The sequence below is a fragment of the Buttiauxella agrestis genome (genome assembly GCF_900446255.1).
GTDB classification, from domain to species: domain Bacteria; phylum Pseudomonadota; class Gammaproteobacteria; order Enterobacterales; family Enterobacteriaceae; genus Buttiauxella; species Buttiauxella agrestis.
Window position 1 is genome coordinate 3,350,733 of record NZ_UIGI01000001.1, and the last position, 22,530, is coordinate 3,373,262.

The window sequence follows — 22,530 nt, forward strand, 5'->3', positions numbered from 1 at the left end:
ATCATGTTTTGTGTGCAATGTGAACAAACAATCCGCACCCCGGCTGGCAACGGCTGCTCTTATGCGCAGGGGATGTGTGGCAAAACTGCCGAAACTTCCGATCTCCAGGATCTGCTGATTGCCACGCTGCAAGGGCTATCTGCATGGGCAATTGCTGCGCGTGAAGTTGGCATCATCGACCATGACATCGACAACTTTGCGCCACGCGCTTTCTTCTCTACCCTGACCAACGTTAACTTCGACTCCCCGCGCATTGTGGGCTACGCGCAGGAAGCTATTACGCTGCGCGAAAGCCTGAAGGCACGCAGCCTGGCGATTAACCCTAATCTGATCGTTACCAACCCAATGGCCGAGCTGCAATTGGTCAGCAAAGATTTGGGTGATTTACAACGCCAGGCGGCTGAATTCGCGCCAAACCGCGATAAAGCAGAAATTGGCGAAGATATTCTTGGCCTGCGTCTGCTGTGTCTGTACGGCCTGAAAGGTGCGGCGGCCTACATGGAACACGCTCACGTACTCGGCCAATACGACAACGATATCTACGCGCAATACCACAAAATTATGGCGTGGCTCGGAACCTGGCCTGCTGACATGGGCGCACTGCTTGAGTGCTCCATGGAAATCGGCCAGATGAACTTCAAAGTGATGAGCATTCTGGATCTCGGCGAAACGGAAAAATACGGTCACCCAACGCCAACACAAGTGAATGTGCGTCCGGTGGCGGGTCAATGTATTTTGATTTCCGGCCACGACCTGAAAGATCTGTACAACTTACTTGAGCAAACCGAAGGCACCGGCGTTAACGTCTTTACCCACGGTGAAATGCTGCCAGCTCACGGCTACCCTGAGCTGCGTAAATTCAAGCATCTGGTCGGTAACTACGGCAGCGGCTGGCAAAACCAGCAGACCGAGTTCGCCCGTTTCCCAGGCCCGGTGGTGATGACTTCCAACTGCATCATCAACCCGGAAGTGGGTTCTTATACTGACCGTATCTGGACACGCAGCATTGTTGGCTGGCCGGGCGTGAGCCATCTCGAAGGCGATGATTTCGCCCCTGTAATTACTCAGGCGCAGCAAATGGCAGGCTTCCCATACAGCGAAATCGAGCACCTGATCACTGTGGGTTTTGGTCGCCAGACTCTGTTGGGCGCTGCCGATACGCTAATTGATTTGGTCAGCCGTGAAAAACTGCGCCACATCTTCCTGGTCGGCGGCTGTGACGGCGAGCGTGGCGAACGCAGCTACTTCACTGATTTTGCCACCAGCGTGCCAAAAGACTGCCTGATCCTGACCCTGGCCTGCGGTAAATATCGCTTCAACAAGCTGGACTTCGGCGATATCGAAGGTCTGCCACGTCTGGTCGATGCAGGCCAGTGTAACGATGCTTACTCTGCGATCATTCTTGCCGTCACGCTTGCTGAGAAACTCGGCTGCGGCGTGAACGATCTGCCGCTAAGTCTGGTGCTTTCCTGGTTTGAGCAAAAAGCGATTGTCATCCTGCTGACTCTGCTTTCACTGGGCGTGACTAATATCGTCGCTGGCCCAACGACACCCGCTTTCCTGACGCCAAATCTGCTGGCGGTGCTGAACGAGAAATTTGGCCTGCGCGCCATCACTACCGTTGAGCAAGACATTCAACAGCTGATGAGTGCATAAGGAGACGCCATGACTATGCCAACGCCACTGTGTCCGCATCGTATGCAGGTGCATCATATTCATCAGGAAACGCCGGATGTCTGGACGCTATCGCTGATTAATCACGATTTCTATCCATACAAAGCCGGGCAATACGCCCTGGTGAGTATTCGTAATAGCGATGAGACACTACGCGCTTATACGATCTCTTCCACGCCGGGACTCAGCCCGTTTATCACGCTGACGATTCGTCGTATCGAGAATGGCGTTGGTTCCCAATGGCTGACGCAGGATGTGAAACCAGGTGACTACCTGTGGCTATCTGAAGGCCAGGGGGAATTCACCTGTGAAAATCTGAACACCGATCGCTATCTGTTAATCGCGGCAGGTTGTGGCGTGACGCCGATTATGGCGATGCGTCGTTGGCTGGCAGAGCATTGTCCACTGGCCGACGTACAGGTTATTTACAACGTTCGCTCGCCAGAAGACGTGATTTTTGCAAACGAATGGCGCAATTACCCGGTCGCGCTGATTGCCGAGAATAACGCGACGCACGGTTTTATCGCCGGGCGATTAACCCGCGAAATTCTGGCAACCGTGCCGGATATTGCCTCGCGCACCGTTATGACCTGTGGTCCAGCACCGTATATGGAACTGGTCGAAACAGAAGTCAAAGCCCTGGGGGTGACTGAGTTTTATTCTGAGAAATTCTTCACACCCGTCGCCGCTCCTGTCGAAAGTGGTTTGAAATTTACCACGCTAAAACCGCTGCGCGAGTTCTATGCGCCCGTTGGCAGCACGTTGCTGGCGGCAATGGAGAGCAATAGCGTACTCGTCAACGCGGCATGTCGCGCCGGGGTTTGTGGTAGCTGTAAAACCAAAATCGAATCTGGTGAGTATACCGTCAGCAGTTCCATGACGTTGACCGAAGCCGAAATCGCCAGCGGTTATGTGCTGGCCTGTTCATGCCATCCGCAAAGTGACTTAGTTCTCGCCTGATCAAATCCATGCCACCCGACTGTGGGTGGCACTTTCTGCCCCGCCTCTTCTGTTTCCTTGACTAAGCTTGATTACGTTAACTGAATCGTGACAAGGAGAAGCAATGAAACAGACCGTCGCCGCTTATGTGGCAAAAACTCTCGAAAGTGCAGGCGTGAAACGCATCTGGGGCGTCACCGGTGATTCCCTCAACGGACTGTCCGATAGCCTGAACCGCATGGACACTATTCAATGGATGCCCACTCGTCATGAAGAAGTCGCCGCCTTTGCTGCGGGTGCAGAAGCCCATCTTTCCGGCGAACTGGCGGTATGTGCCGGTTCCTGCGGCCCTGGTAATCTGCATTTAATTAATGGCTTGTTCGACTGCCATCGCAACCGCGTTCCGGTACTGGCGATTGCCGCCCATATCCCATCGAGTGAAATTGGTAGCGGCTATTTCCAGGAAACCCACCCCGAAGAGTTATTCCGCGAATGCAGCCATTATTGCGAGCTGGTGTCATCCCCGGAACAAATTCCCCAGGTGTTAGCAATCGCAATGCGCAAAGCGGTCCTTAACCGTGGCGTTTCTGTGGTGGTGCTCCCTGGCGATGTGGCGCTTAAACCCGCTCCTGAAAGCGCCAGCACCCACTGGTATTCCGCGCCGCAACCGGTGATTGTTCCCGCACACGAAGAACTGCAAAAACTGGCTCAGTTATTACGCTACAACGACAACATCGCCCTGATGTGCGGCAGCGGTTGTGCAGGTGCGCATGAGGAGCTGGTGCAGTTTGCCGCCACGATTAAAGCGCCGATTGTCCATGCCCTGCGCGGTAAAGAGCACGTTGAATATGACAACCCCTATGACGTAGGCATGACCGGGCTGATTGGTTTTTCTTCCGGCTTCCACACCATGATGAATGCCGACACGCTGATTCTGCTCGGCACTCAATTCCCCTATCGCGCTTTCTACCCGACGGACGCGAAAATCATTCAGATTGACATCAACCCTGGCAGCATCGGTGCGCACAGTAAAGTGGATATGGCGCTGGTCGGGGATATTAAAGCCACACTTGCGGCATTGATTCCGCTTCTGGAAGAAAAGACCGACCGCAGCTTCCTGGATAAAGCCCTGGATAACTATCGCGAGGCCCGCGAAGGCCTGGACGAACTCGCGCAACAGGGCGATGGCAAAGTCATCCATCCACAATATGTCGCACAACAAATCAGCCATTACGCTGATGATGACGCCATTTTCACCTGTGACGTAGGCACGCCGACCGTCTGGGCCGCACGATATCTGAAAATGAACGGCAAACGCCGTTTGCTGGGTTCATTCACTCACGGTTCAATGGCCAACGCCATGCCGCAAGCCCTCGGTGCAAAAGCCACTGCACCCGACAGGCAAGTTATCGCGATGTGTGGCGATGGTGGTTTTAGCATGTTGATGGGCGATTTTTTGTCGGTCGTGCAAATGAAACTACCCATCAAAATCGTGGTGTTTAACAACAGCGTTCTGGGCTTTGTGGCAATGGAAATGAAAGCTGGCGGCTACCTGACGGACGGCACCGAATTGCACGACACTAACTTTGCCAATATCGCTAACGCCTGCGGTATTACCGGCATCCGCGTTGAGAGAGCGGAAGAGTTAGATACCGCTCTGCAACGTGCTTTTAGCATCGACGGCCCGGTTTTGGTAGATGTGGTCGTTGCCAAAGATGAGCTGGCGATCCCGCCGCAAATTAAACTCGAACAAGCCAAAGGATTCAGCCTGTATATGCTTCGCGCCATCATTAGCGGGCGCGGCGATGAAGTTATCGAACTGGCGAAAACGAACTGGTTCCGGTAAAACATTCCTTTAATTGAGGATAATAATAAGGAACCACCGTGATTGATTTGCGCAGCGACACAGTAACCCGGCCGAGTGAAGAAATGCTCAAGCGTATGATGGCAGCGCCGACCGGCGATGACGTCTATGGTGATGACCCAACGGTCAATGAATTGCAAGAATACGCGGCCAAAATCAGCGGCAAAGAAGACGCGCTCTTTCTGCCAACGGGCACCCAGGCTAACCTGGTGGCCCTGTTAAGCCATTGCGAACGTGGCGAAGAGTATATTGTCGGGCAACTGGCACACAATTATCTCTATGAAGCGGGTGGTGCTGCAGTATTAGGCAGCATCCAGCCGCAGCCTATTGACGCCAATCCCGATGGTTCGCTGCCACTCGATAAAGTCGCGGCAAAAATCAAACCTGATGATATCCACTTCGCACGCACTAAATTACTGAGTCTCGAAAATACCCATAACGGCAAAGTTCTGCCGCGCGAGTATCTCAAGCAGGCGTGGGAGTTTAGCCGCAATCATAATCTGGCATTACACGTTGATGGTGCGCGCATCTTCAACGCCGTGGTGGAATATGGCTGCACGCTGGAAGAAGTGGTGCGTTACTGCGATACCTTCACGATTTGCCTCTCAAAAGGTCTTGGGACGCCAGTTGGTTCTTTGTTAGTCGGTAGCCACGAATACATTAAACGTGCCACGCGCTGGCGCAAAATGGTCGGCGGCGGTATGCGCCAGGCCGGTATTCTGGCAGCCGCAGGTTTGTACGCCCTTGAGAATAACGTGCAGCGCCTGAAAGAAGACCACAACAACGCGCATTGGCTGGCGGGTGAATTACGTGAAATTGGCGTCGATGTGACACGTCAGGACACCAATATGGTGTTTGCTCGCGTGCCGGTTGAGCAGGCTGAGAGCCTCGGCAAATTTATGAAAGAACGCGGTGTGCTGATGAGCGCAGGGCCCGTCACTCGTCTGGTTGTTCATCTTGATGTGAATCGCCAGCAACTGACCGAAGTGGTTTCCCACTGGCAGGCATTTTTACAACGCTAACCGGAGGGTCAGGGAAGATGACACAGCCACAAAATATTCTGGTGCTTGGCGCAAGCGGCTATATCGGGCAACACCTTGTGCCGGAACTTACCGCCGCCGGGCATCATGTCACGGCGGCCGCAAGGCGCGTTGAGTGGCTGGAAAAACAACCCTGGCCGGGCGTTGACTGCCGCCACGTCGATTTACAGTGGCCGTCAACGCTACCTGCGCTTCTGGAAAACGTCGACACGCTTTATTATCTGGTGCACAGCATGGGCGACGGAGCCGATTTCGTGGCCCATGAACGCCAGACTGCCCTGAATTTGCGTGATGCGCTGCGTGCCCATCCGGTAAAACAGCTGATATTCCTCAGTTCTCTGCAAGCCGCTGAAGGTGATGGCGACTCCGAGCATTTACGCGCCCGCCAGCTAACGGCGGATATTCTGTGTGATGCAGGCGTTCCCGTTACCGAAATTCGTGCCGGTATTATTGTTGGTGCCGGTTCCGCTGCCTTTGAGGTGATGCGCGACATGGTTTATAACTTGCCGGTGCTCACCCCCCCGCGCTGGGTGCGTTCGCGTACCACACCTATCGCACTGAAAAACCTGCTCTATTATCTGGTTGAATTGTTGAAACATCCTGCGCAGGAGAACCGTGTTTTTGAAGCCGCCGGGCCTGACGTGCTGAGTTATCAGCAGCAGTTTGAACGGTTTATGGCAATAAGCGGTAAACGCCGCCCACTGATCCCCATCCCGCTACCAACGAGTTGGATCTCGGTGTGGTTTTTAAACATGATCACCTCGGTGCCGCCGACCATCGCCAAGGCACTAATTCAGGGATTAAAACACGATCTTCTGGCTGACGATCGCGAGTTACGCGCGCTGATCCCGCAACCCCTGCTCACCTTTGACGATGCCGTTCGCGCAACACTTGAAGATGAACACAAGCTGGCAAATTCGCAGGACTGGGGTTACGACGCTCAGGCGTACGCGCGCTGGCGTCCGGAATATGGCTTCTTCCCCAAACAGGCAGGTTGTACGTTAACGACCTCCGCTGAGCTGGCAGATTTGTGGCAAGTGGTGAATCAGATTGGCGGCAAAGAAGGGTATTTCTTCGGCAACATTCTGTGGCAAACCCGAGGATATATGGATTTGCTGGTCGGTCACAGACTGGCGAAAGGACGCCCGGAGCGGGAAATGCTGCAAGTTGGAGATCGGGTTGATAGTTGGAAAGTGATTATTGTCGAACCCGAAAAAGAGCTGACGCTATTGTTTGGCATGAAAGCCCCCGGACTTGGGCGGCTTTCTTTCACTTTGCGTGACCACGGCCCACATCGCACGCTGGATGTTCGCGCCTGGTGGCATCCGCATGGAACAGCAGGTTTGTTCTACTGGTTGGTGATGATCCCCGCGCATCTGTTCATTTTCCGTGGTATGGCCCGACGGATTTGCCAGATTTCCGAACAAATGTCACATAAAGTCCGTTAACTCATCCGAATCTTTGGCTTTCCCCATTGCAAGCGCTGCCATTTCACGGAAAAATGCGCAGCGTAAATCTCAATTACCATGAGTTGGTCGACATGAAGGTACTGGTAACGGGCGCCACCAGCGGTTTAGGCCGAAACGCGGTCGAATTTCTTCGCGCTAAGGGCATCAGCGTACGGGCAACCGGGCGCAATGAAGCCATGGGCAAACTGCTGGAAAAAATGGGTGCCGAGTTCGTCCATGCCGACCTGACGGAACTGGTTTCCTCGCAGGCCAAAGTCATGCTGGCCGATGTTGACACGCTCTGGCATTGCTCAAGCTTTACTTCACCATGGGGAACGCAGGAAGCATTTGATCTCGCCAATGTTCGGGCAACTCGCCGCTTAGGTGAATGGGCAGTGGCGTGGGGCGTGCGCAACTTCGTGCATATTTCCTCACCTTCACTCTATTTTGATTATCACCATCATCGCAATATCAGCGAGGACTTCCGTCCGGTGCGCTTTGCCAACGAATTTGCCCGCAGCAAAGCCGCGAGCGAAGAAGTGATTCAACTGTTGGCACAATCGAATCCACACACGCGCTTTACGATTCTGCGTCCGCAAAGTTTGTTCGGCCCACACGACAAAGTTTTCTTCCCACGTCTGGTACAGATGATGCGTCATTACGGCAGTGTGCTGTTGCCGCGCGGTGGTGATGCGATGGTCGATATGACTTATATCGAAAATGCCGTACATGCGATGTGGCTCGCAACTCAGTGCGAAACGCAGCCATCTGGGCGTGCCTATAACATCACTAACATGGAAGCTCGCCCGCTGCGGGTTATCGTGCAAAAGCTGATTGATGAATTAGACATTCAATGCAGGATCCGTTCGGTACCGTATCCGATGCTGGATATGATTGCCCGAAGCATGGAGCGTTTTGGCAGTAAATCAGCCAAAGAACCGGTGCTCACGCACTATGGCGTGTCGAAGCTTAATTTTGATTTAACGCTCGATACGACACGCGCTGAAACGGAATTAGGTTATCAGCCTGTTGTTACGCTTGATGAAGGTATCCGGCGTACCGCGCTCTGGCTGCGTGACCACGGTACGTTATTGCATCGCTAATCAACCTTGCCCGTATTTTTCAAGTAGCGCTTCCGCTATTGCCTCAGTTTGCGCATCCGCATCACCGGAATATTTGGTTGGGCGGAAGTGCATCTGGAAAGCCTGAATCACTCTCTTTTGCTGCTCCCACGACATTTCAGGCGTGACCTGATAACCGTAACGCGATAACAACTCAAGCAAACCTCGCCTGTCCACGGGTTGGTAAGGCCCACGACCATTCAGATAAAAGGCCACTCTGTTTGCATCCGGCCAGGCACCCACGCCCTGTTGCGCCAGTTGCTGCCATGGGAATAGCGGACCGGGGTCAACTTTACGTTGCGGAGCAATATCCGCATGAGCGACGACATTCTGCGGTTGGATTTGATAACGAGCGATGATCACTTTCGCCAGTTTCTCCAGCACCGAGATCTGCGGCGCATTGAAGGGGTAAAACAGTTTTACACGGCCCTGACGTGTGAAACCTTTATTCTCAAGCTCTATACCAATCGAGGTGTCATTAATCCGCGTCGCGCCACGCCAAAAACTCACTCCTGCATGCCACGCCAATTCACTCTCAGGCACTAATTGCCAGATAACAGGCTTGCCGCCGGATACCGGGGGGGTATCAGGAATGAGATAATGTGAACTGACATTTTGTTCAGTCAAAGTGGTTAGCGAACCGGCAAAGTCATCGGCGGTGTAGTGAATAACCAACACTTTTACCCGTGGATAGGCATTCCTCGCGGTGCGGCTGGTATCGACTTTAAAATCGCCTTTATCAACGACGGTTTTTTCAGCAACTTCAGGCTTGCTGGCGCATCCCGCCAGCAAAGCTACAAAAATGATCAGGCTAATTCGCCACTGCATTCGCTTCCCTCTCTCTTTTTTGAATCAACAAATTAAACCCTAAATAATTCGAGCGGCATCGCGGCGGCAAGTAAACGAATCCCGATGAGCTTAGTAAACTAAGTGATTCGGGTGAGTTCGCGCAGCCAACAAAGAGGCAGCTCGAAGTATGACGGGTTTTGACAGCGATACGCTATGCTAAGTGAGTCCTCCTGAGAAAATAAGGAAATAAAAATGCGCAGCTCAGTTTTGGTTCTTCTTCCGTGCGCTCTGCTCCTCACGGCCTGCACCACTCCCGTTACTCCCGCTTTTAAAGATATTGGCACCCGCAGCGGCCCTTGTATTGAGGGCGGCCCGGATAGCGTGGCACAGAAATTTTACGATTATCAATTAAGCCATAAAACCCAGGGCAGCAGCGCCATTACCGGCTTACGTCCTTATATGAGCGATTCTCTGGCGCAGCAAATGCAAAAAGCCAGCGCTTCGCCAAACGCGCAGAATGAATTTATGCGCAGCAATATGTTTACCAGCAACGCAGATGGCGCAGACACCGCCGAAGTGGCTTCTGCTTCAACCATTCCCAACACCGATGCACGTAATATTCCGTTGCGTGTGAAGTTGACCAAAGGCAGTCAAAGCTGGAGCGATGAAGTGTTGATGATTCGTGAGGGTCAGTGCTGGGCAGTGGATGACGTGCGCTATTTAGGCGAAAACAGCCATGCACCGTCAGGCAGCCTGCGTCAGGCAATAGAAACCAACTGACAACTGTACAACATTCATACAATCGGCGGGGTGAAATTCATAACCCATGTAAATAGTCTGGAGTTTTGACATAACTCCGACATTTATTCTTACCTTCACCCCGCCCCGCTATATTGTGCTACCTTTAATGCATGTGAGTAGTTATTTTTAGGTTTTAACGCACAAAGATTGCATAACTATTCTGTTAAAGGTACCCTTTGCGGCTTCAATTGCTATTCAACTTATGCGCATGAGTATTCAACTAAACGGCATTAATTGTTTTTACGGCGCACACCAGGCGCTGTTCGATATCACCCTTAGTTGCCCACAGGGCGAAACGCTGGTGCTGCTTGGTCCAAGCGGCGCAGGTAAAAGCTCGCTTCTGCGCGTACTCAATCTGCTTGAGATGCCGCGCTCCGGGCAACTCACCATTGCGGATAACCATTTTGACTTTGCAAAAGCGCCTGGCGATAAAGCCATTCGTGAATTGCGTCGCAATGTTGGCATGGTGTTCCAGCAATATAATCTTTGGCCTCATCTCACTGTGCTGCAAAACCTGATGGAAGCGCCTTGTCGCGTTCTGGGGATCAGCAAAGATGAAGCGCGTCAGCGTGCCGACAAACTGCTTGAGCGTTTACGCCTGAAACCGTATATGGACCGCTATCCGCTGCACCTTTCCGGTGGCCAGCAGCAGCGTGTCGCGATTGCACGTGCCTTGATGATGGAACCGCAGATCCTGCTGTTCGATGAACCCACCGCAGCACTGGATCCGGAAATCACCGCGCAGATCGTCAGCATCATTCGTGAGTTGGCAGAAACCAACATCACTCAGGTCATCGTGACCCACGAAGTGGAAGTTGCGCGTAAAACCGCAAGCCGTGTGGTTTACATGGAAAATGGCCACATCGTCGAGCAAGGTGATGCGAGTTGCTTCGCAAAACCACAGACCGAAGCGTTTAAATTCTATCTGTCACACTGATGTATCCGGGAAAATAACCATGAAAAAAGTTCTGCTTGCCACATTATTAGCCAGCCTGAGCCTTTCCGCGTCGGCTGCACAAACTATTCGTTTTGCTATGGAAGCGTCTTACCCTCCGTTTGAATCGATGGATGCCAGCAACAAGATTGTTGGTTTTGATGTCGATTTAGCCAATGCGTTGTGTAAAGAGATCGATGCAACCTGTACTTTCAGCAATCAAGCATTTGATAGTCTGATCCCAAGTTTGAAATTCCGCCGTATCGACGCGGTAATCTCAGGCATGGACATCACCCCTGAGCGTGAAAAACAGGTACTTTTCAGCAGCCCATACTATGAAAACTCTGCGCTGTTTGTCGGCCAGAAAGGCAAAATTGCTGATATCAGTGCGCTGAAAGGCAAAAAAGTGGGTATGCAGAACGGCTCCACGCACCAGAAATTTATCATGGATAAACATCCAGAAATCACCACCGTTCCTTACGACAGCTACATGAATGCCAAGCTGGATATGGAAAGTGGCCGTATTGACGCGGTATTTGGTGACACTGCTGTCGTTACCGAATGGCTGAAAGCCGATCCTAAACTGGCCGCCATTGGCGATAAAGTTACCGATAAAGACTACTTCGGTACAGGCCTGGGCATCGCTGTTCGTCAGGGCAACACTGACCTGCAGGCGAAGTTCAACACTGCACTTGAGAAAGTGAAGCAAGATGGTACCTACAAAACCATCTACGAAAAATGGTTCCAGAAGTAATCTGAATGAACGAAATGTTTACTTTAGCAAGCGCCGCCGGGATGACCGTCGGCCTTGCCGTTTGTGCGCTAATCATCGGCCTGGCTCTGGCGATGATTTTTGCCGTATGGGAGTCTGCAAAATGGCGTCCGATAGCCTGGCTGGGTTCAGCTTGGGTGACGGTGCTGCGCGGCTTACCTGAAATTCTGGTGGTGCTGTTTATTTATTTCGGCTCCTCACAGTTACTGCTTATCCTCTCAGATGGCTTCACGCTCAATCTCGGTTTTGCGCAGATCCCCATCCAATTACAGATCGAGAATTTCGATGTCAGTCCGTTCTTGTGCGGCGTCATTGCACTCTCCCTGCTCTACTCGGCTTATGCTTCGCAAACTTTGCGCGGCGCACTCAAAGCCGTACCTATTGGACAATGGGAGTCCGGCCAGGCATTAGGTTTATCGAAAGCAGCGATTTTCTTCCGTCTGGTGATGCCGCAAATGTGGCGCCATGCGCTGCCAGGTTTAGGCAACCAGTGGTTAGTTTTGCTTAAAGATACCGCGCTGGTTTCGCTGATAAGCGTCAATGATTTGATGTTACAAACCAAGAGTATCGCCACCCGTACCCAAGAGCCATTTACCTGGTATGTGGTCGCTGCCGCGATCTACCTCGTGATCACCCTCATCAGCCAGTACGTTCTCAAACGTATTGACCAGAGAGCGACTCGTTTTGAACGGAGACCCGGCTGATGCTTGAGTATTTACCGGAGCTGTTTAAAGGCCTGCATACCAGCCTGACTCTGACCGTAGCGTCAATCGTGGTCGCGTTGATTTTATCGCTGTTTTTCACCATCGTTTTGACGCTGAAAACACCGGTATTGGTTCATATTGTACGTGTCTACATCACCCTGTTTACTGGTACGCCTTTGCTGGTGCAAATCTTCCTGATTTACTACGGCCCAGGTCAATTCCCGTCGATTCAAAATTACCCGGTGTTGTGGCATCTGCTTTCTGAGCCATGGCTGTGCGCGTTGATTGCCCTTTCGTTGAACAGTGCGGCTTACACCACACAACTGTTTTACGGCGCGATTCGCGCGATTCCTGAGGGGCAGTGGCAATCGTGTGGCGCATTGGGGATGAGCAAAAAAGATACACTCGCCATTTTGCTTCCTTATGCATTTAAACGCGCACTGTCGTCGTACTCGAACGAAGTGGTTCTGGTGTTTAAAAGCACTTCTCTGGCGTACACCATTACGCTGATGGAAGTGATGGGCCACGGGCAGTTGCTGTATGGACGGACTTACGATGTGATGGTGTTCGGTGCAGCAGGCCTGGTTTATCTGGTCGTGAACGGTTTACTGACGCTCATAATGCGTGTGGTAGAACGTCGCGCGCTGGCATTTGAACGTCGAAATTAAACGATTGCGAATCATAGAAAACGGCGGGGAATTTCCCCGCCTTTTTTATATCCTGATTAATATAATTATACATTTAATTTGCATATAAATTCATTTACTGGCATGATTTTTTGACACCGGGAAACGGTGAATACAATAAAACACGACAGACGGGAGCTACACACATGAAGAAGTTTATTTTGGCCGCACTGTTCGCTACAGCCGCATTCAACGTGGCTGCGGCCGACAAAATCAACTTTGGTTCTTCGGCAACTTATCCGCCATTTGAATCGCTGGATGCCAATAATCAGATTGTCGGCTTTGATATCGACCTGGCAAAAGCTTTATGCAAACAAATGCAAGCTGAATGCACATTCACTAACCATGCATTTGACAGCCTGATCCCGTCGCTTAAATTCCGTAAATACGATGCCGTCATTTCCGGCATGGATATTACCCCTGAACGTAGCAAACAAGTTTCCTTCACTGCACCGTACTATGCCAACTCAGCGGTGGTGATTGCCAAAAAAGGGGCGTTTAAGTCTTTTGACGAACTGAAAGGCAAACGTATCGGCATGGAAAACGGCACCACGCATCAGAAATATCTCCAGGATAAACACCCGGAAATTAAAACCGTTTCTTATGATAGCTACCAGAATGCGATTATCGACCTGAAAAATGGCCGTATTGATGGCGTATTTGGCGACACGGCGGTCGTGAACGAATGGTTGAAAACCAACCCGCAGTTAGGGACGGTGGGCGAGCACGTGACTGATGCAGAATACTTCGGTACCGGGCTGGGTATTGCGGTGCGTCCTGATAATCAGGCGTTGCTGGCCAAACTGAATACCGCGCTGGCTGCAATCAAAGCTGACGGGACGTATAAGAAAATCAGCGACCAGTGGTTCCCGCAGTAATTATTGCCCTCACCCTACCCTCTCCCTGTTAGGGTGAGGGGAAAACTAACCGCGCACCAACAACGCCAACACCTCGTAATGTGCCGTATGCGGGAACATATCAAACAGCTGTACTCTTTCAACCCGATATTCCGCCAGCGAAGCAATATCCTGCGCCATCGTCTGCGCATTACAACTTGAATAGATGATGTATTTCGGAGCCATGTTGTTCAGGAAATAACACAGCGCCTGGCCGATGCCACGTCTTGGCGGATTCACTAAAACCAGGTCAGGAATATCTTCCTGCTCAGTTGCAAATTTCGTGGAATCCAGCGCCTGGAAGTGAATATCGGTTAAGCCGAGTTTTTCGGCTGATTGGCGAGCGCAGGCAATCGCTTCTGGGGCAATTTCAATTCCAGTCAGTTTCATATCCGGTGTGGCGCAGTGCAGCCCAAAGCCGCCAACGCCACAGAATAAATCCCACATATGTTTGACGGGCAATTCTCGCACCCACTCGCGGGCGGTGGCATACAACGACGCTGCAACCGTTGGGTTGGTCTGGAAGAAACTTTGCGGGCGGATATATAACGGCACGTCGTTAAAATTTTCTTCAAGCCATTGTTGGTCGGTGAACGGAATCTCCTGCTCGCCTTCCATAATCGCCATATGCACTGGCTGGATGTTGGCGGAAATCACTTTAAGCTGTGGGAGTTGTTGCTGCAACCACGGCAGCGCCACACGCAGTTGCTCAATTTTTGCATCGGAACGCAGTACAAAACGCAGCATCATACCGCCATCTAACTGGCTTTCCGTCAGCAACAGATATTTCAGTTCGCCACGTTTACGCGCCACGTTATAGGGCGTCAAACCCGCACGAGCAATAAAAGGTTTCAGTACGGCAAAAACCGCCTGGAAAGAAGCAGGATAAAGCGGGCATTCGGTTAAATCTTCAGGCGTCCCATCGCGGTGCAGCATGCCGAGCAATGGCTTTTCTACGCTGCCGCTGACCACCATTTTAGCTTTATTACGAAAAGCGTGTTCAGGGCCACTGATTGGCGCGCGCCAGTCTTGCACCGCAACTCCCTCCAGTAATTGCTGAAGTTCGTTCATTTTGGCGGTGAGCTGTTCAGAAATCGGCTGTTCAATCCACTGACAAGAACGGCAACGATTAGCCTGGTATAGCGCGCAATGCATAATTAAATCCTGAAGGGCGCAGAGCAAAACACTACGCGGTTATTGAAGTTTGAAAAAAAGCCGACTGCGCGAAGGGGCAAACAGCAGGAACAACACCAGTAAATCGGGGAGTTTCTGCATCATTAACGAGCGGAATATCTCACGTTTCGACTCGCCGGGAATACTAAAAAGTTCGGGATAACCCCAACCCAGCGACGCCGCCCATAAATATGAGACCGCAATAACCTGCGTGGCAAGGAATACCCAGCGCCCCCAGTTGCGCCCTTTCATGATGACAAACGCACAACGTAACTCGATGCAAAGCATCACCAGGCTGCCAAGGAAAATCAGCGTCAGGCTCCAGGTTTGCACACTGCGATGAACAAAATCAATCACTCCACGCAACCCGAGCATGTTGAACAGCAACATAAGATCGAGCATCCGCGTAGTAAGAATAGCGATTCCCGCCACCAGAACGAGTGTGGGGGCATTCAATTTGGCTTGAGTTTGACTTCGTTTCCTGAAAATTTCCGCAAACCTCGTGTTCCATACGTCACAGTGCCGCGTCTGGCGCGGCACTGAGGGTTTTATCAGATTTTAAACCTTTCAGCTACGCCTTGCACGCTGGATATCGCGCAGACGCTGCTTTTCTGCCCGCGCCATAAACCACCATGCAATTAAGCCAATAACCCCGACGACACCCAAAATGATAGATGCCAGAGCGTTAATTTCCGGGTTGACCCCCATTCTGACACTCGAGAATACCAGCATCGGTAAGGTTGTCGCCCCAGGCCCTGAGACGAAACTCGCAATAACCAAATCATCGAGCGATAAGGTAAACGCCAGTAGCCAGCCGGAAACGATCGCCGGAGCAATCATCGGAACGGTGATCACAAAAAACACCTTCAGCGGCGTGGCGCCTAAATCCATTGCGGCTTCTTCGATTGAGTGGTCTAACTCGCGCAAGCGTGAGCTAATCACAACCGAAACATATGCAGTACAAAAAGTGACGTGCGCAAGCCAGATGGTCAACATGCCGCGGTCACTTGGCCAGCCAATAGCATGCCCTAACGCGACGAACAGCAATAACAGCGACAGACCGGTAATGACATCAGGCATAACCAGCGGCGCGGTGAGCATAAAGGCAAAACCTGTGGAGCCCCGAAACTTACCAAAACGCACCATCACCATAGCAGCAATGGTGCCGAGGATAACCGCGGCTGTTGCAGCCGCAGCTGCAATGGTCAAACTCAGCCCCACCGCGCTCATCATCGCCGAGTCGTGGAATAGCTCGACATACCAACGTGTAGACCACCCCGCCCATACTGTTACCAGTTTGGAGCTGTTAAATGAGTAGATCACCAGCATTAACATTGGGGCGTACAGGAAGGTGAAACCCATCACCAAAATCAAAATACGCCACGGTGAACGCACTACCGGTAAATTGTTCATGCGTGGTCCTCCGCTGCTTTGTTCTGGTATTTGTGGAACCACATAATCGGCACAATCAGCAGGATAAGCATGGTTATCGCCACCGCTGAGGCCACTGGCCAGTCGCGGTTATTGAAGAACTCCTGCCACAATACGCGGCCAATCATGATGCTATCTGGCCCGCCGAGCAGTTCCGGGATAACAAACTCCCCTACCGCCGGAATAAACACCAGCATCGAGCCGGCAATAATCCCGCCTTTGGTGAGCGGCACGATAACGCTAAAGAACGTTTTCAGCGGCCGGGCACCTAAATCCAGAGAGGCCTCCACCAGCGAGTAATCAATTCGGGTCAGCGCGGTATAAATCGGCAGCACCATAAAGGGTAAATAGGCATAAACAATACCGATATAAACCGCGAGATTGGTGTGTAAAATCACCAGCGGTTGATCGATAACGCCCAGCCACATCAGCACGTTATTAAGCACACCGTTATTTTTCAGGATCCCCATCCACGCATACACGCGAATCAGGAACGAGGTCCATGAAGGTAAAATAACCAATAACAACAGAATATTACGGGTTGAGGATTTACTGTGAGCCACCGCCCAGGCCAACGGATAGCCCAGCAGCAAACAGCAAATTGTAGAAACGCCCGCCATTTGCAGCGATTGCAGATAGGCTTCGGCATATAGCGGATCGTCAGTTAGCTGAAGATAGTTAGCCAGATTCAGCGCAAGCGAAATCTGATCGTCTGCCCAGGTGACGAGATCGGTGTAAGGTGGAATGGATCGCGCTATTTCTGCAAAACTTATCTTAAAGACAATCAAGAATGGCAGCATAAACAGCAAAATCAGCCACAGATAAGGCAAAGCGATCACCAGCTTGCGGCCATGGCGCATTTGCATTTTTCCCAGCCACAATTTAAAACCGCTTGCCGGTGGCTCCGCCGGGCGTTCAGTTATCGTGCTCATTTCGCCCCCTTAAACCGTCAACACCACACAACTTTCAGCATCCCAACACAGGCGCACTTCGTCGCCCCATGTCGGCATTCCTTTACGATTGCGGTTCTCGTTCTGCAACTGTGCGCTGATCATCTGGCCACTTTTCAGGCGGACGTGATAAATCGACAAGTCGCCAAGATAGGCAATGTGCACCACTTCACCCACCGCAAAGTTGTAGCCATCGGCAGGGGGTTCATCGCAAAGCATTACTTTTTCCGGGCGCAATGCAACGTAGACCGGCACACCGTCGACCACTGAAATATCCGGATCTACTTTCAATGGATGCACAAGCCCTGGACTGTCAATCACCAGTCCATCTTCCTGACGCTCTTTCAACAGACCTTCAAAGACGTTTACCGAACCGATAAATTCAGCGCTGTAGCGCGTTGCCGGGTATTCATAAACTTCTTCTGGCTCGCCGATTTGCTCGAACTTGCCGCGATTCATGATGGCGATACGCCCCGCCATAGTCATCGCTTCTTCCTGGTCGTGCGTCACCATCACGCAGGTCGCGCCCACGCGCTCAAGAATATCGACGACTTCAAGTTGCATACGGTCACGCAGCTTTTTATCCAGCGCGCCCATTGGCTCATCGAGCAGCAACAATTTTGGCCGTTTAGCCAGGCTTCGTGCCAGCGCGACACGTTGGCGCTGGCCGCCAGAAAGCTGGTGCGGCTTACGTTTCGCGTACTCCTGCATATGTACCAGAGTCAGCATTTCCTGCACGCGCTGAGTGATTTCACTTTTCGGCAGTTTGTCTTGTTTAAGGCCAAAGGCGATATTTTGTTCAACCGTCATATGTGGGAAAAGCGCATACGACTGGAACATCATATTGATCGGCCGCTGATAAGGCGGCACATGCGACAAATCGACGCCATCAAGCACGATCTGCCCGGCACTCGGTTGCTCAAAACCTGCCAACATACGTAAAAGTGTTGATTTACCACAGCCGGATGGCCCGAGCAGCGCAAAAATTTCGCCTTTATAAATGGTGAGATTCACATCATCAACGGCGTGTTGCCCGTCGAAGGATTTTGTGAGGTTGCGTACTTCAAGCAGCGGGGTGAGCGCTTTGCGAGTTTTCGCGTGTGGACGAGGAGTTGCGTCGTTCAATATGTTGCTCTCCGGCAAAAACGAAATAGATGTACGACCCGGTTGCCGTACTAATGACGAGACAGAGGCCTGGGCCTCTGCTCGTGTTGGAGCGCATGCACTGTTTCGGTGCGCCACTCCGTTGCAAACCTTGTTAAGCCGCTAACAGGTTGACTTATTTGCCTGTTTTAACTTTAGTCCACGCTCGGGTAATTACGCGGTCAACTTTTGGCGATTGCACACCTTGAGTGAACAATTTGGCACGCACATCAGCTGGCGGATAAATACCAGGGTTGTCACGAATTTCCGCGTTCAGCAGCGGCGTCGACTCTTTGTTCGCGTTAGCGTAATAAACGTGGTTACTGATGTTCGCCACGACATCCGGGCGCATCAGGTAATTCAGGAACTGATAGGCTTCGTCTTTGTTTTTCGCATCTGCCGTCATGGCGAACATATCGAAGTACACCATCGCCCCTTCTTTAGGAATGGTATAAGCAATATTCACGCCATTTTTTGCTTCTTTGGCGCGATTCGCTGCCTGGAGAATATCGCCCGACCAACCAATCGCGACGCAGATGTCCCCGTTTGCCAGGTCATTGATGTATTGAGAAGAGTGGAAATAGCGGATAGACGGGCGCAGTTTCAACAGCAGATCGTTCGCCGCCCCGGTGTAATCTTTCGGGTCGGTGCTGTTAGGATCTTTGCCCAGATAGTGCAACACAGAGGCATAGACTTCGCTTGGTGCGTCAAGGAAGGAGACACCGCAGCTTTTCAGCTTCTCGAGGTTTTCGGGTTTCAGGATTAGATCCCAGCTATCCACTGGCGCGTCTTTGCCCAGTGCCGCTTTGACTTTTTCGACGTTGTAACCGATACCGGTTGTGACCATCATATACGGAATGCCGTATTTATTGTCGTGGTCGTTGTGCGCGACCAGCTTGAGCATTTCCGGATCGAGGTTTTTGTAGTTCGGGAGTTTACTTTTATCCAGCGGCTGGAAAATCCCGGCCTGGGCCTGACGTTCGAGGAATTGCGAAGAAGGCACAACCAGGTCGTAGCCCGTGCTTCCCGCCATCAACTTCCCTTCCAGCACTTCGTTGGAGTCGAAGACGTCATAAACGACTTTAATACCGGTTTCTTTGGTGAAGTTTGCCAGCGTATCCGGCGCAATATAATCGGACCAGTTATAAACGTGCAGCGTCTTTTGTTCAGCGGCAAACGTGGTCGTAGAAACGACCATCAACAACCCCGCCACCGCCCCGGATAACAATTTTTTACGTTGGGTAAACATATGTGATTCCTTCTGAAAAAGTCTAATTCCCGCTTTCGCGAGCATAATTTACTCAATCATACTTTTAAGCATTTTCTTCTCGCTGTTGGGGCATGCAAGAATCATGCATCTCTATGCAAACGGCAGTAAAAAAAGTACAGACGCCTTGCTGCAGATGTTGCACGCTTGTAGCGTCCCGCAAGAATAACTGTAGCCAGACTTCGAGACTATAGCCCACGCAGAAAAGTGACTTTTATCAATTTTTTAAGCATAAAACATCTATGGTGTGGCGCAAAACGGGCAGGAGTGGCGAGAATAATTCTGGTCGGAGGCTATTAAGGCAGAATAAAAAAACATGGAACGCAGCGGGTATGGCAGCCGCTGCGGTCAGGAAAGAAACGATTAGTGCAGGAAGTGGGTTTGAATAACGGCGTCATCTTGCTCTTCTTCTCCTTCAGAGATAAAGAGCAACTGGTTGGCACACGCTTCCAGAATCACCATAGAGATTTGCTCTTCACTCTGTTTTACGAAGGCAGCAAACTGCTCACGGGTAATGCCGACTGATGCTTGCAGCGACTGGCAAACCACAAGTTTTGGTAAATTGTCATCCTGGATATCCAGGAACGCTTTCACGGTTAACGAACTGGCGTTGATAGAGGACAAATCAGATGCCAGTGGCAGCAAAGCGGAAGGCTTTACTTCGGCCAGCGCTGAGAACAAGACGATATTATCGACCAGATCGATTTTCGCATCGTAGACACCATCAAAATTCTGCATATGGGGCAGATGGAGCGCCTGGCAAGTGTCGCACTCGAAAATGGTCACGCCGATTTCGTCAAGCCAGCGGCGTAAGATGTCCAGAGTCGGGACAACGAGTGAATCCATAAATGCCGTAGCCTCTTAAATAAGGGTGAGTAAGTCGCGCCATAGCTTACGCAAAAATAACGCCTCATACTAATATTATGCGCCCAATGGCTCATGCGTTCGAATTTAGCCGCCTGTTTTAAGGCAATATCCCGGCTGCGCTTGCTGCTCAATCCATTTAATCATCAGTGTCGCAATATCCACACCGCTTGTTTTTTCAATGCCTTCCAGACCTGGCGACGCGTTGACTTCCATAACCAGTGGGCCGCGTTCGGCGCGCAAAATATCAACGCCCGCCACATCCAACCCGAGCGTTGCAGCCGCATGCAGGGCGATTTCGCGTTCACGTTCGGTGATTTCAACCTGATTCGCCACGCCTCCACGATGCAAGTTGGAGCGAAAATCACCGGGTTTTGCCTGGCGTTCGATTGCCGCCACCACGTTGTTGCCGACCACAAGACAGCGGATATCCCTACCCTGCGCTTCTTTTATATATTCCTGCACCAGAATATGAGCGTTAAGACCCCGGAAGGCATCAATCACGCTTTCTGCCGCCTGACGGGTTTCAGCCAACACGACGCCAATCCCTTGTGTCCCTTCCACCAGTTTCACCACCAGCGGAGCACCACCTACCATGTCGATTAAATCACTGGTGTCATCAGGTGAGTGAGCAAAACCGGTGACGGGCAAATCAATGCCCTGCCTCGCCATAAGCTGCAAGGAACGCAGTTTGTCGCGCGCACGGGTAATCGCGACAGATTCATTGAGTGGATAGCTGCCCAGCATTTCAAACTGGCGCAAAACGGCAGTGCCATAAAATGTGATTGCCGAGCCGATACGTGGAATAACTGCATCATAATGCGGGAGCTGGCGGCCTTTATAATGCACAGAGGGTGCTGCCGGATTGATGTTCATATAGCAAGAAAGGGGATCGATAATTTCGACGGCGTGACCCCGGCGCGATGCCGCTTCACGAAGCCGTTTACAAGAATAAAGCGTTCCATCCCGGGACAAAATGGCGATTTTCACCCTGCACCTCAGCGTTTCCAGTCTAATAATGACAGCGCGGATATCATAGCACTGCCATCCTGATTCAACGAACGGGCAATGTGTCCGGCGACTGTTTTAACACGTCAATTAAATGGCGTGTTGTCGAAGCCAGATGATGCGGATCGTAGACCACATAGAGATCCGCCGGGATCGCTTTTGTGAGCGGGCGGAAGGTAACGCCCGGCCAGTTCATTTGCGCGTAGCTGTCGGCCATGATGGTTAATCCGATGCCGATGCTCACCAATGCCAGCACCGTTTGCGGCTCGACGGCTTCCCTGACTATTCGCGGCGTGAACCCCGCTTCCCGACAGACCCCCTGCAAAAAAGTCCAGTCAGAATGCACTGCCGTCATGGTGACAAAAGCCTCATGACGCAACTGCTCGATATCAATGGCGGTTTGTTTTGTGAGGGGATGCTTTTCTGGCAAGGCCACTAAAAACGTCGCGTCGTGAAGTTTTTCGCTGCGTAAACCGGGAGGTGGATTGGTTTCCATACGCCAGATCCCGGCGTCGATGTCATGGCGTTCAATTAAAGAAAGCTGGACGCCTGGTGACTTTTCGCGGAATAAAATATCAATAGCGGGATAATCAGCGATAAATTGTTGCAACCCCAGACGTAACCCACCCCAGATAGCGGTGCCGACGATGCCCAGGTGAATTCGCCCCCCTTCGCCACGACCTATTTGTTCGACTCGGGCCAGGGCGAGGTTTGCGCTATCGAGCAAACGCCGGGTTTCTTCGAGTAAAATTTCACCAGCATAAGTCAGCGCGACGCTACGTGAATGGCGAATAAACAGAACGGTGCCGAGCTGGGACTCTAATTCTTTAATGTGAAAACTCAGCGGTGGCTGGGACATATTTAAGCGCGCCGCAGCTTTGCCAAAATGCAGCTCTTCTGCCACAGCCTGGAAATAGCGCAATAGTTTTAAATCGGTACGATAAACTCGCTGTGAAATGCTCATGAGGCTCCCTTTGTTCTGGCAGCCCCATAAACTATCACTCCTGCCGCTCGCTGTAATCCAGC

The 22,530-nt window shown here is 51.6% G+C and carries 22 protein-coding genes; 12 read left to right on the forward strand and 10 right to left on the reverse strand.

Features of this window, described 5'->3' with window-relative positions; all coding sequences use genetic code 11:
* The first annotated feature begins 3 nt into the window (after window positions 1-3).
* From hcp to DY231_RS15930, 6 genes are all read left to right on the forward strand, one after another.
* Window positions 4-1,656: a hydroxylamine reductase gene (gene hcp / locus DY231_RS15905; RefSeq protein WP_115629851.1), complete on the forward strand. Its 1,653-nt coding sequence runs from the start codon at window positions 4-6 to the stop codon at window positions 1,654-1,656.
* A gap of 9 nt (window positions 1,657-1,665) precedes the next feature.
* A complete protein-coding gene (gene hcr / locus DY231_RS15910; RefSeq protein ID WP_115629853.1) occupies window positions 1,666-2,634 on the forward strand; it encodes an NADH oxidoreductase in 969 nt (322 codons plus the stop codon).
* A 103-nt stretch (window positions 2,635-2,737) separates the two neighbouring features.
* Entirely contained in the window at window positions 2,738-4,459 is a 1,722-nt protein-coding gene (poxB, locus tag DY231_RS15915; protein WP_115629855.1) for a ubiquinone-dependent pyruvate dehydrogenase, read from the forward strand.
* A gap of 38 nt (window positions 4,460-4,497) precedes the next feature.
* Entirely contained in the window at window positions 4,498-5,499 is a 1,002-nt protein-coding gene (gene ltaE, locus DY231_RS15920; RefSeq protein WP_115629857.1) for a low-specificity L-threonine aldolase, read from the forward strand.
* Window positions 5,500-5,516: 17 nt separating this feature from the next.
* Window positions 5,517-6,965, forward strand: a complete 1,449-nt coding sequence (locus DY231_RS15925) for an SDR family oxidoreductase (protein ID WP_115629859.1) — start codon at window positions 5,517-5,519, stop codon at window positions 6,963-6,965.
* A gap of 92 nt (window positions 6,966-7,057) precedes the next feature.
* A complete protein-coding gene (locus DY231_RS15930) occupies window positions 7,058-8,068 on the forward strand; it encodes a 3-beta-hydroxysteroid dehydrogenase (protein ID WP_115631864.1) in 1,011 nt (336 codons plus the stop codon).
* Here the strand turns inward: DY231_RS15930 and DY231_RS15935 are convergent, their stop codons facing one another.
* Window positions 8,069-8,914 carry an N-acetylmuramoyl-L-alanine amidase gene (locus DY231_RS15935; RefSeq protein WP_115629861.1) on the reverse strand — a complete coding sequence of 282 codons (846 nt, stop codon included), beginning with the start codon at window positions 8,912-8,914 and terminating at the stop codon, window positions 8,069-8,071. It lies immediately after the preceding gene.
* Window positions 8,915-9,127: 213 nt separating this feature from the next.
* Here DY231_RS15935 and DY231_RS15940 point away from each other — a divergent pair, with 213 nt between their 5' ends.
* The 6 genes from DY231_RS15940 to artJ (DY231_RS15965) all read left to right on the forward strand — a co-directional run bounded on the left by DY231_RS15940 (window position 9,128) and on the right by artJ (DY231_RS15965) (window position 13,650).
* Complete coding sequence (locus DY231_RS15940; protein ID WP_115629863.1) at window positions 9,128-9,655, forward strand: lipoprotein; 528 nt, start codon at window positions 9,128-9,130, stop codon at window positions 9,653-9,655.
* 229 nt (window positions 9,656-9,884) lie between these two features.
* Window positions 9,885-10,613, forward strand: coding sequence for an arginine ABC transporter ATP-binding protein ArtP (gene artP, locus DY231_RS15945; RefSeq protein WP_115631865.1), 729 nt, complete (start codon window positions 9,885-9,887; stop codon window positions 10,611-10,613).
* Between the two features lie 19 nt (window positions 10,614-10,632).
* Window positions 10,633-11,364: an arginine ABC transporter substrate-binding protein gene (gene artJ, locus DY231_RS15950; protein WP_115629865.1), complete on the forward strand. Its 732-nt coding sequence runs from the start codon at window positions 10,633-10,635 to the stop codon at window positions 11,362-11,364.
* Between the two features lie 5 nt (window positions 11,365-11,369).
* Window positions 11,370-12,086: an arginine ABC transporter permease ArtQ gene (gene artQ / locus DY231_RS15955; protein WP_034494267.1), complete on the forward strand. Its 717-nt coding sequence runs from the start codon at window positions 11,370-11,372 to the stop codon at window positions 12,084-12,086.
* Window positions 12,086-12,754, forward strand: coding sequence for an arginine ABC transporter permease ArtM (artM, locus tag DY231_RS15960; protein ID WP_115629867.1), 669 nt, complete (start codon window positions 12,086-12,088; stop codon window positions 12,752-12,754). The genes artQ and artM overlap by 1 nt, the downstream gene beginning before the upstream one ends.
* Window positions 12,755-12,918: 164 nt before the next feature.
* Window positions 12,919-13,650: an arginine ABC transporter substrate-binding protein ArtJ gene (artJ, locus tag DY231_RS15965; protein ID WP_115629869.1), complete on the forward strand. Its 732-nt coding sequence runs from the start codon at window positions 12,919-12,921 to the stop codon at window positions 13,648-13,650.
* Window positions 13,651-13,695: 45 nt separating this feature from the next.
* Here the strand turns inward: artJ (DY231_RS15965) and rlmC are convergent, their stop codons facing one another.
* The 9 genes from rlmC to DY231_RS16010 form a co-directional block, all read right to left on the reverse strand.
* Entirely contained in the window at window positions 13,696-14,823 is a 1,128-nt protein-coding gene (rlmC, locus tag DY231_RS15970) for a 23S rRNA (uracil(747)-C(5))-methyltransferase RlmC (protein WP_115629871.1), read from the reverse strand.
* 39 nt (window positions 14,824-14,862) lie between these two features.
* Complete coding sequence (locus DY231_RS15975) at window positions 14,863-15,330, reverse strand: YbjO family protein (protein ID WP_172588737.1); 468 nt, start codon at window positions 15,328-15,330, stop codon at window positions 14,863-14,865.
* Window positions 15,331-15,408: 78 nt separating this feature from the next.
* Complete coding sequence (gene potI / locus DY231_RS15980; RefSeq protein WP_115629873.1) at window positions 15,409-16,254, reverse strand: putrescine ABC transporter permease PotI; 846 nt, start codon at window positions 16,252-16,254, stop codon at window positions 15,409-15,411.
* Window positions 16,251-17,204 carry a putrescine ABC transporter permease PotH gene (gene potH, locus DY231_RS15985; protein ID WP_115629875.1) on the reverse strand — a complete coding sequence of 318 codons (954 nt, stop codon included), beginning with the start codon at window positions 17,202-17,204 and terminating at the stop codon, window positions 16,251-16,253. Before potH ends, potI begins: the two co-directional genes overlap by 4 nt.
* Before the next feature lie 9 nt (window positions 17,205-17,213).
* Window positions 17,214-18,347: a putrescine ABC transporter ATP-binding subunit PotG gene (potG, locus tag DY231_RS15990; RefSeq protein WP_115629877.1), complete on the reverse strand. Its 1,134-nt coding sequence runs from the start codon at window positions 18,345-18,347 to the stop codon at window positions 17,214-17,216.
* A 154-nt stretch (window positions 18,348-18,501) separates the two neighbouring features.
* A complete protein-coding gene (gene potF / locus DY231_RS15995; protein WP_115629879.1) occupies window positions 18,502-19,614 on the reverse strand; it encodes a spermidine/putrescine ABC transporter substrate-binding protein PotF in 1,113 nt (370 codons plus the stop codon).
* Between the two features lie 381 nt (window positions 19,615-19,995).
* On the reverse strand, window positions 19,996-20,478 hold the full coding sequence (locus DY231_RS16000; protein WP_115629881.1) for a YbjN domain-containing protein: 483 nt from the start codon (window positions 20,476-20,478) through the stop codon (window positions 19,996-19,998).
* 105 nt (window positions 20,479-20,583) lie between these two features.
* The gene (rimK, locus tag DY231_RS16005) at window positions 20,584-21,486 is read right to left on the reverse strand and encodes a 30S ribosomal protein S6--L-glutamate ligase (RefSeq protein ID WP_034494254.1); all 903 of its coding nucleotides are present in this window, start codon (window positions 21,484-21,486) and stop codon (window positions 20,584-20,586) included.
* Between the two features lie 64 nt (window positions 21,487-21,550).
* Window positions 21,551-22,468, reverse strand: coding sequence for a LysR family transcriptional regulator (locus tag DY231_RS16010; protein WP_034494253.1), 918 nt, complete (start codon window positions 22,466-22,468; stop codon window positions 21,551-21,553).
* Window positions 22,469-22,530: the final 62 nt, after the last annotated feature.

Coding starts and splice junctions, on each gene's coding strand:
- hcr (WP_115629853.1), top strand. CDS start 1,666: ATGACTATGCCAACGCCACTGTGTCCGCATCGTATGCAGGTGCATCAT.
- potF (WP_115629879.1), bottom strand. CDS start 19,614: ATGTTTACCCAACGTAAAAAATTGTTATCCGGGGCGGTGGCGGGGTTG.
- DY231_RS15940 (WP_115629863.1), top strand. CDS start 9,128: ATGCGCAGCTCAGTTTTGGTTCTTCTTCCGTGCGCTCTGCTCCTCACG.
- DY231_RS15925 (WP_115629859.1), top strand. CDS start 5,517: ATGACACAGCCACAAAATATTCTGGTGCTTGGCGCAAGCGGCTATATC.
- poxB (WP_115629855.1), top strand. CDS start 2,738: ATGAAACAGACCGTCGCCGCTTATGTGGCAAAAACTCTCGAAAGTGCA.
- artQ (WP_034494267.1), top strand. CDS start 11,370: ATGAACGAAATGTTTACTTTAGCAAGCGCCGCCGGGATGACCGTCGGC.
- hcp (WP_115629851.1), top strand. CDS start 4: ATGTTTTGTGTGCAATGTGAACAAACAATCCGCACCCCGGCTGGCAAC.
- artM (WP_115629867.1), top strand. CDS start 12,086: ATGCTTGAGTATTTACCGGAGCTGTTTAAAGGCCTGCATACCAGCCTG.
- artP (WP_115631865.1), top strand. CDS start 9,885: ATGAGTATTCAACTAAACGGCATTAATTGTTTTTACGGCGCACACCAG.
- rlmC (WP_115629871.1), bottom strand. CDS start 14,823: ATGCATTGCGCGCTATACCAGGCTAATCGTTGCCGTTCTTGTCAGTGG.
- potH (WP_115629875.1), bottom strand. CDS start 17,204: ATGAGCACGATAACTGAACGCCCGGCGGAGCCACCGGCAAGCGGTTTT.
- artJ (WP_115629869.1), top strand. CDS start 12,919: ATGAAGAAGTTTATTTTGGCCGCACTGTTCGCTACAGCCGCATTCAAC.
- DY231_RS15935 (WP_115629861.1), bottom strand. CDS start 8,914: ATGCAGTGGCGAATTAGCCTGATCATTTTTGTAGCTTTGCTGGCGGGA.
- artJ (WP_115629865.1), top strand. CDS start 10,633: ATGAAAAAAGTTCTGCTTGCCACATTATTAGCCAGCCTGAGCCTTTCC.
- potI (WP_115629873.1), bottom strand. CDS start 16,254: ATGAACAATTTACCGGTAGTGCGTTCACCGTGGCGTATTTTGATTTTG.
- DY231_RS16000 (WP_115629881.1), bottom strand. CDS start 20,478: ATGGATTCACTCGTTGTCCCGACTCTGGACATCTTACGCCGCTGGCTT.
- DY231_RS15930 (WP_115631864.1), top strand. CDS start 7,058: ATGAAGGTACTGGTAACGGGCGCCACCAGCGGTTTAGGCCGAAACGCG.
- DY231_RS16010 (WP_034494253.1), bottom strand. CDS start 22,468: ATGAGCATTTCACAGCGAGTTTATCGTACCGATTTAAAACTATTGCGC.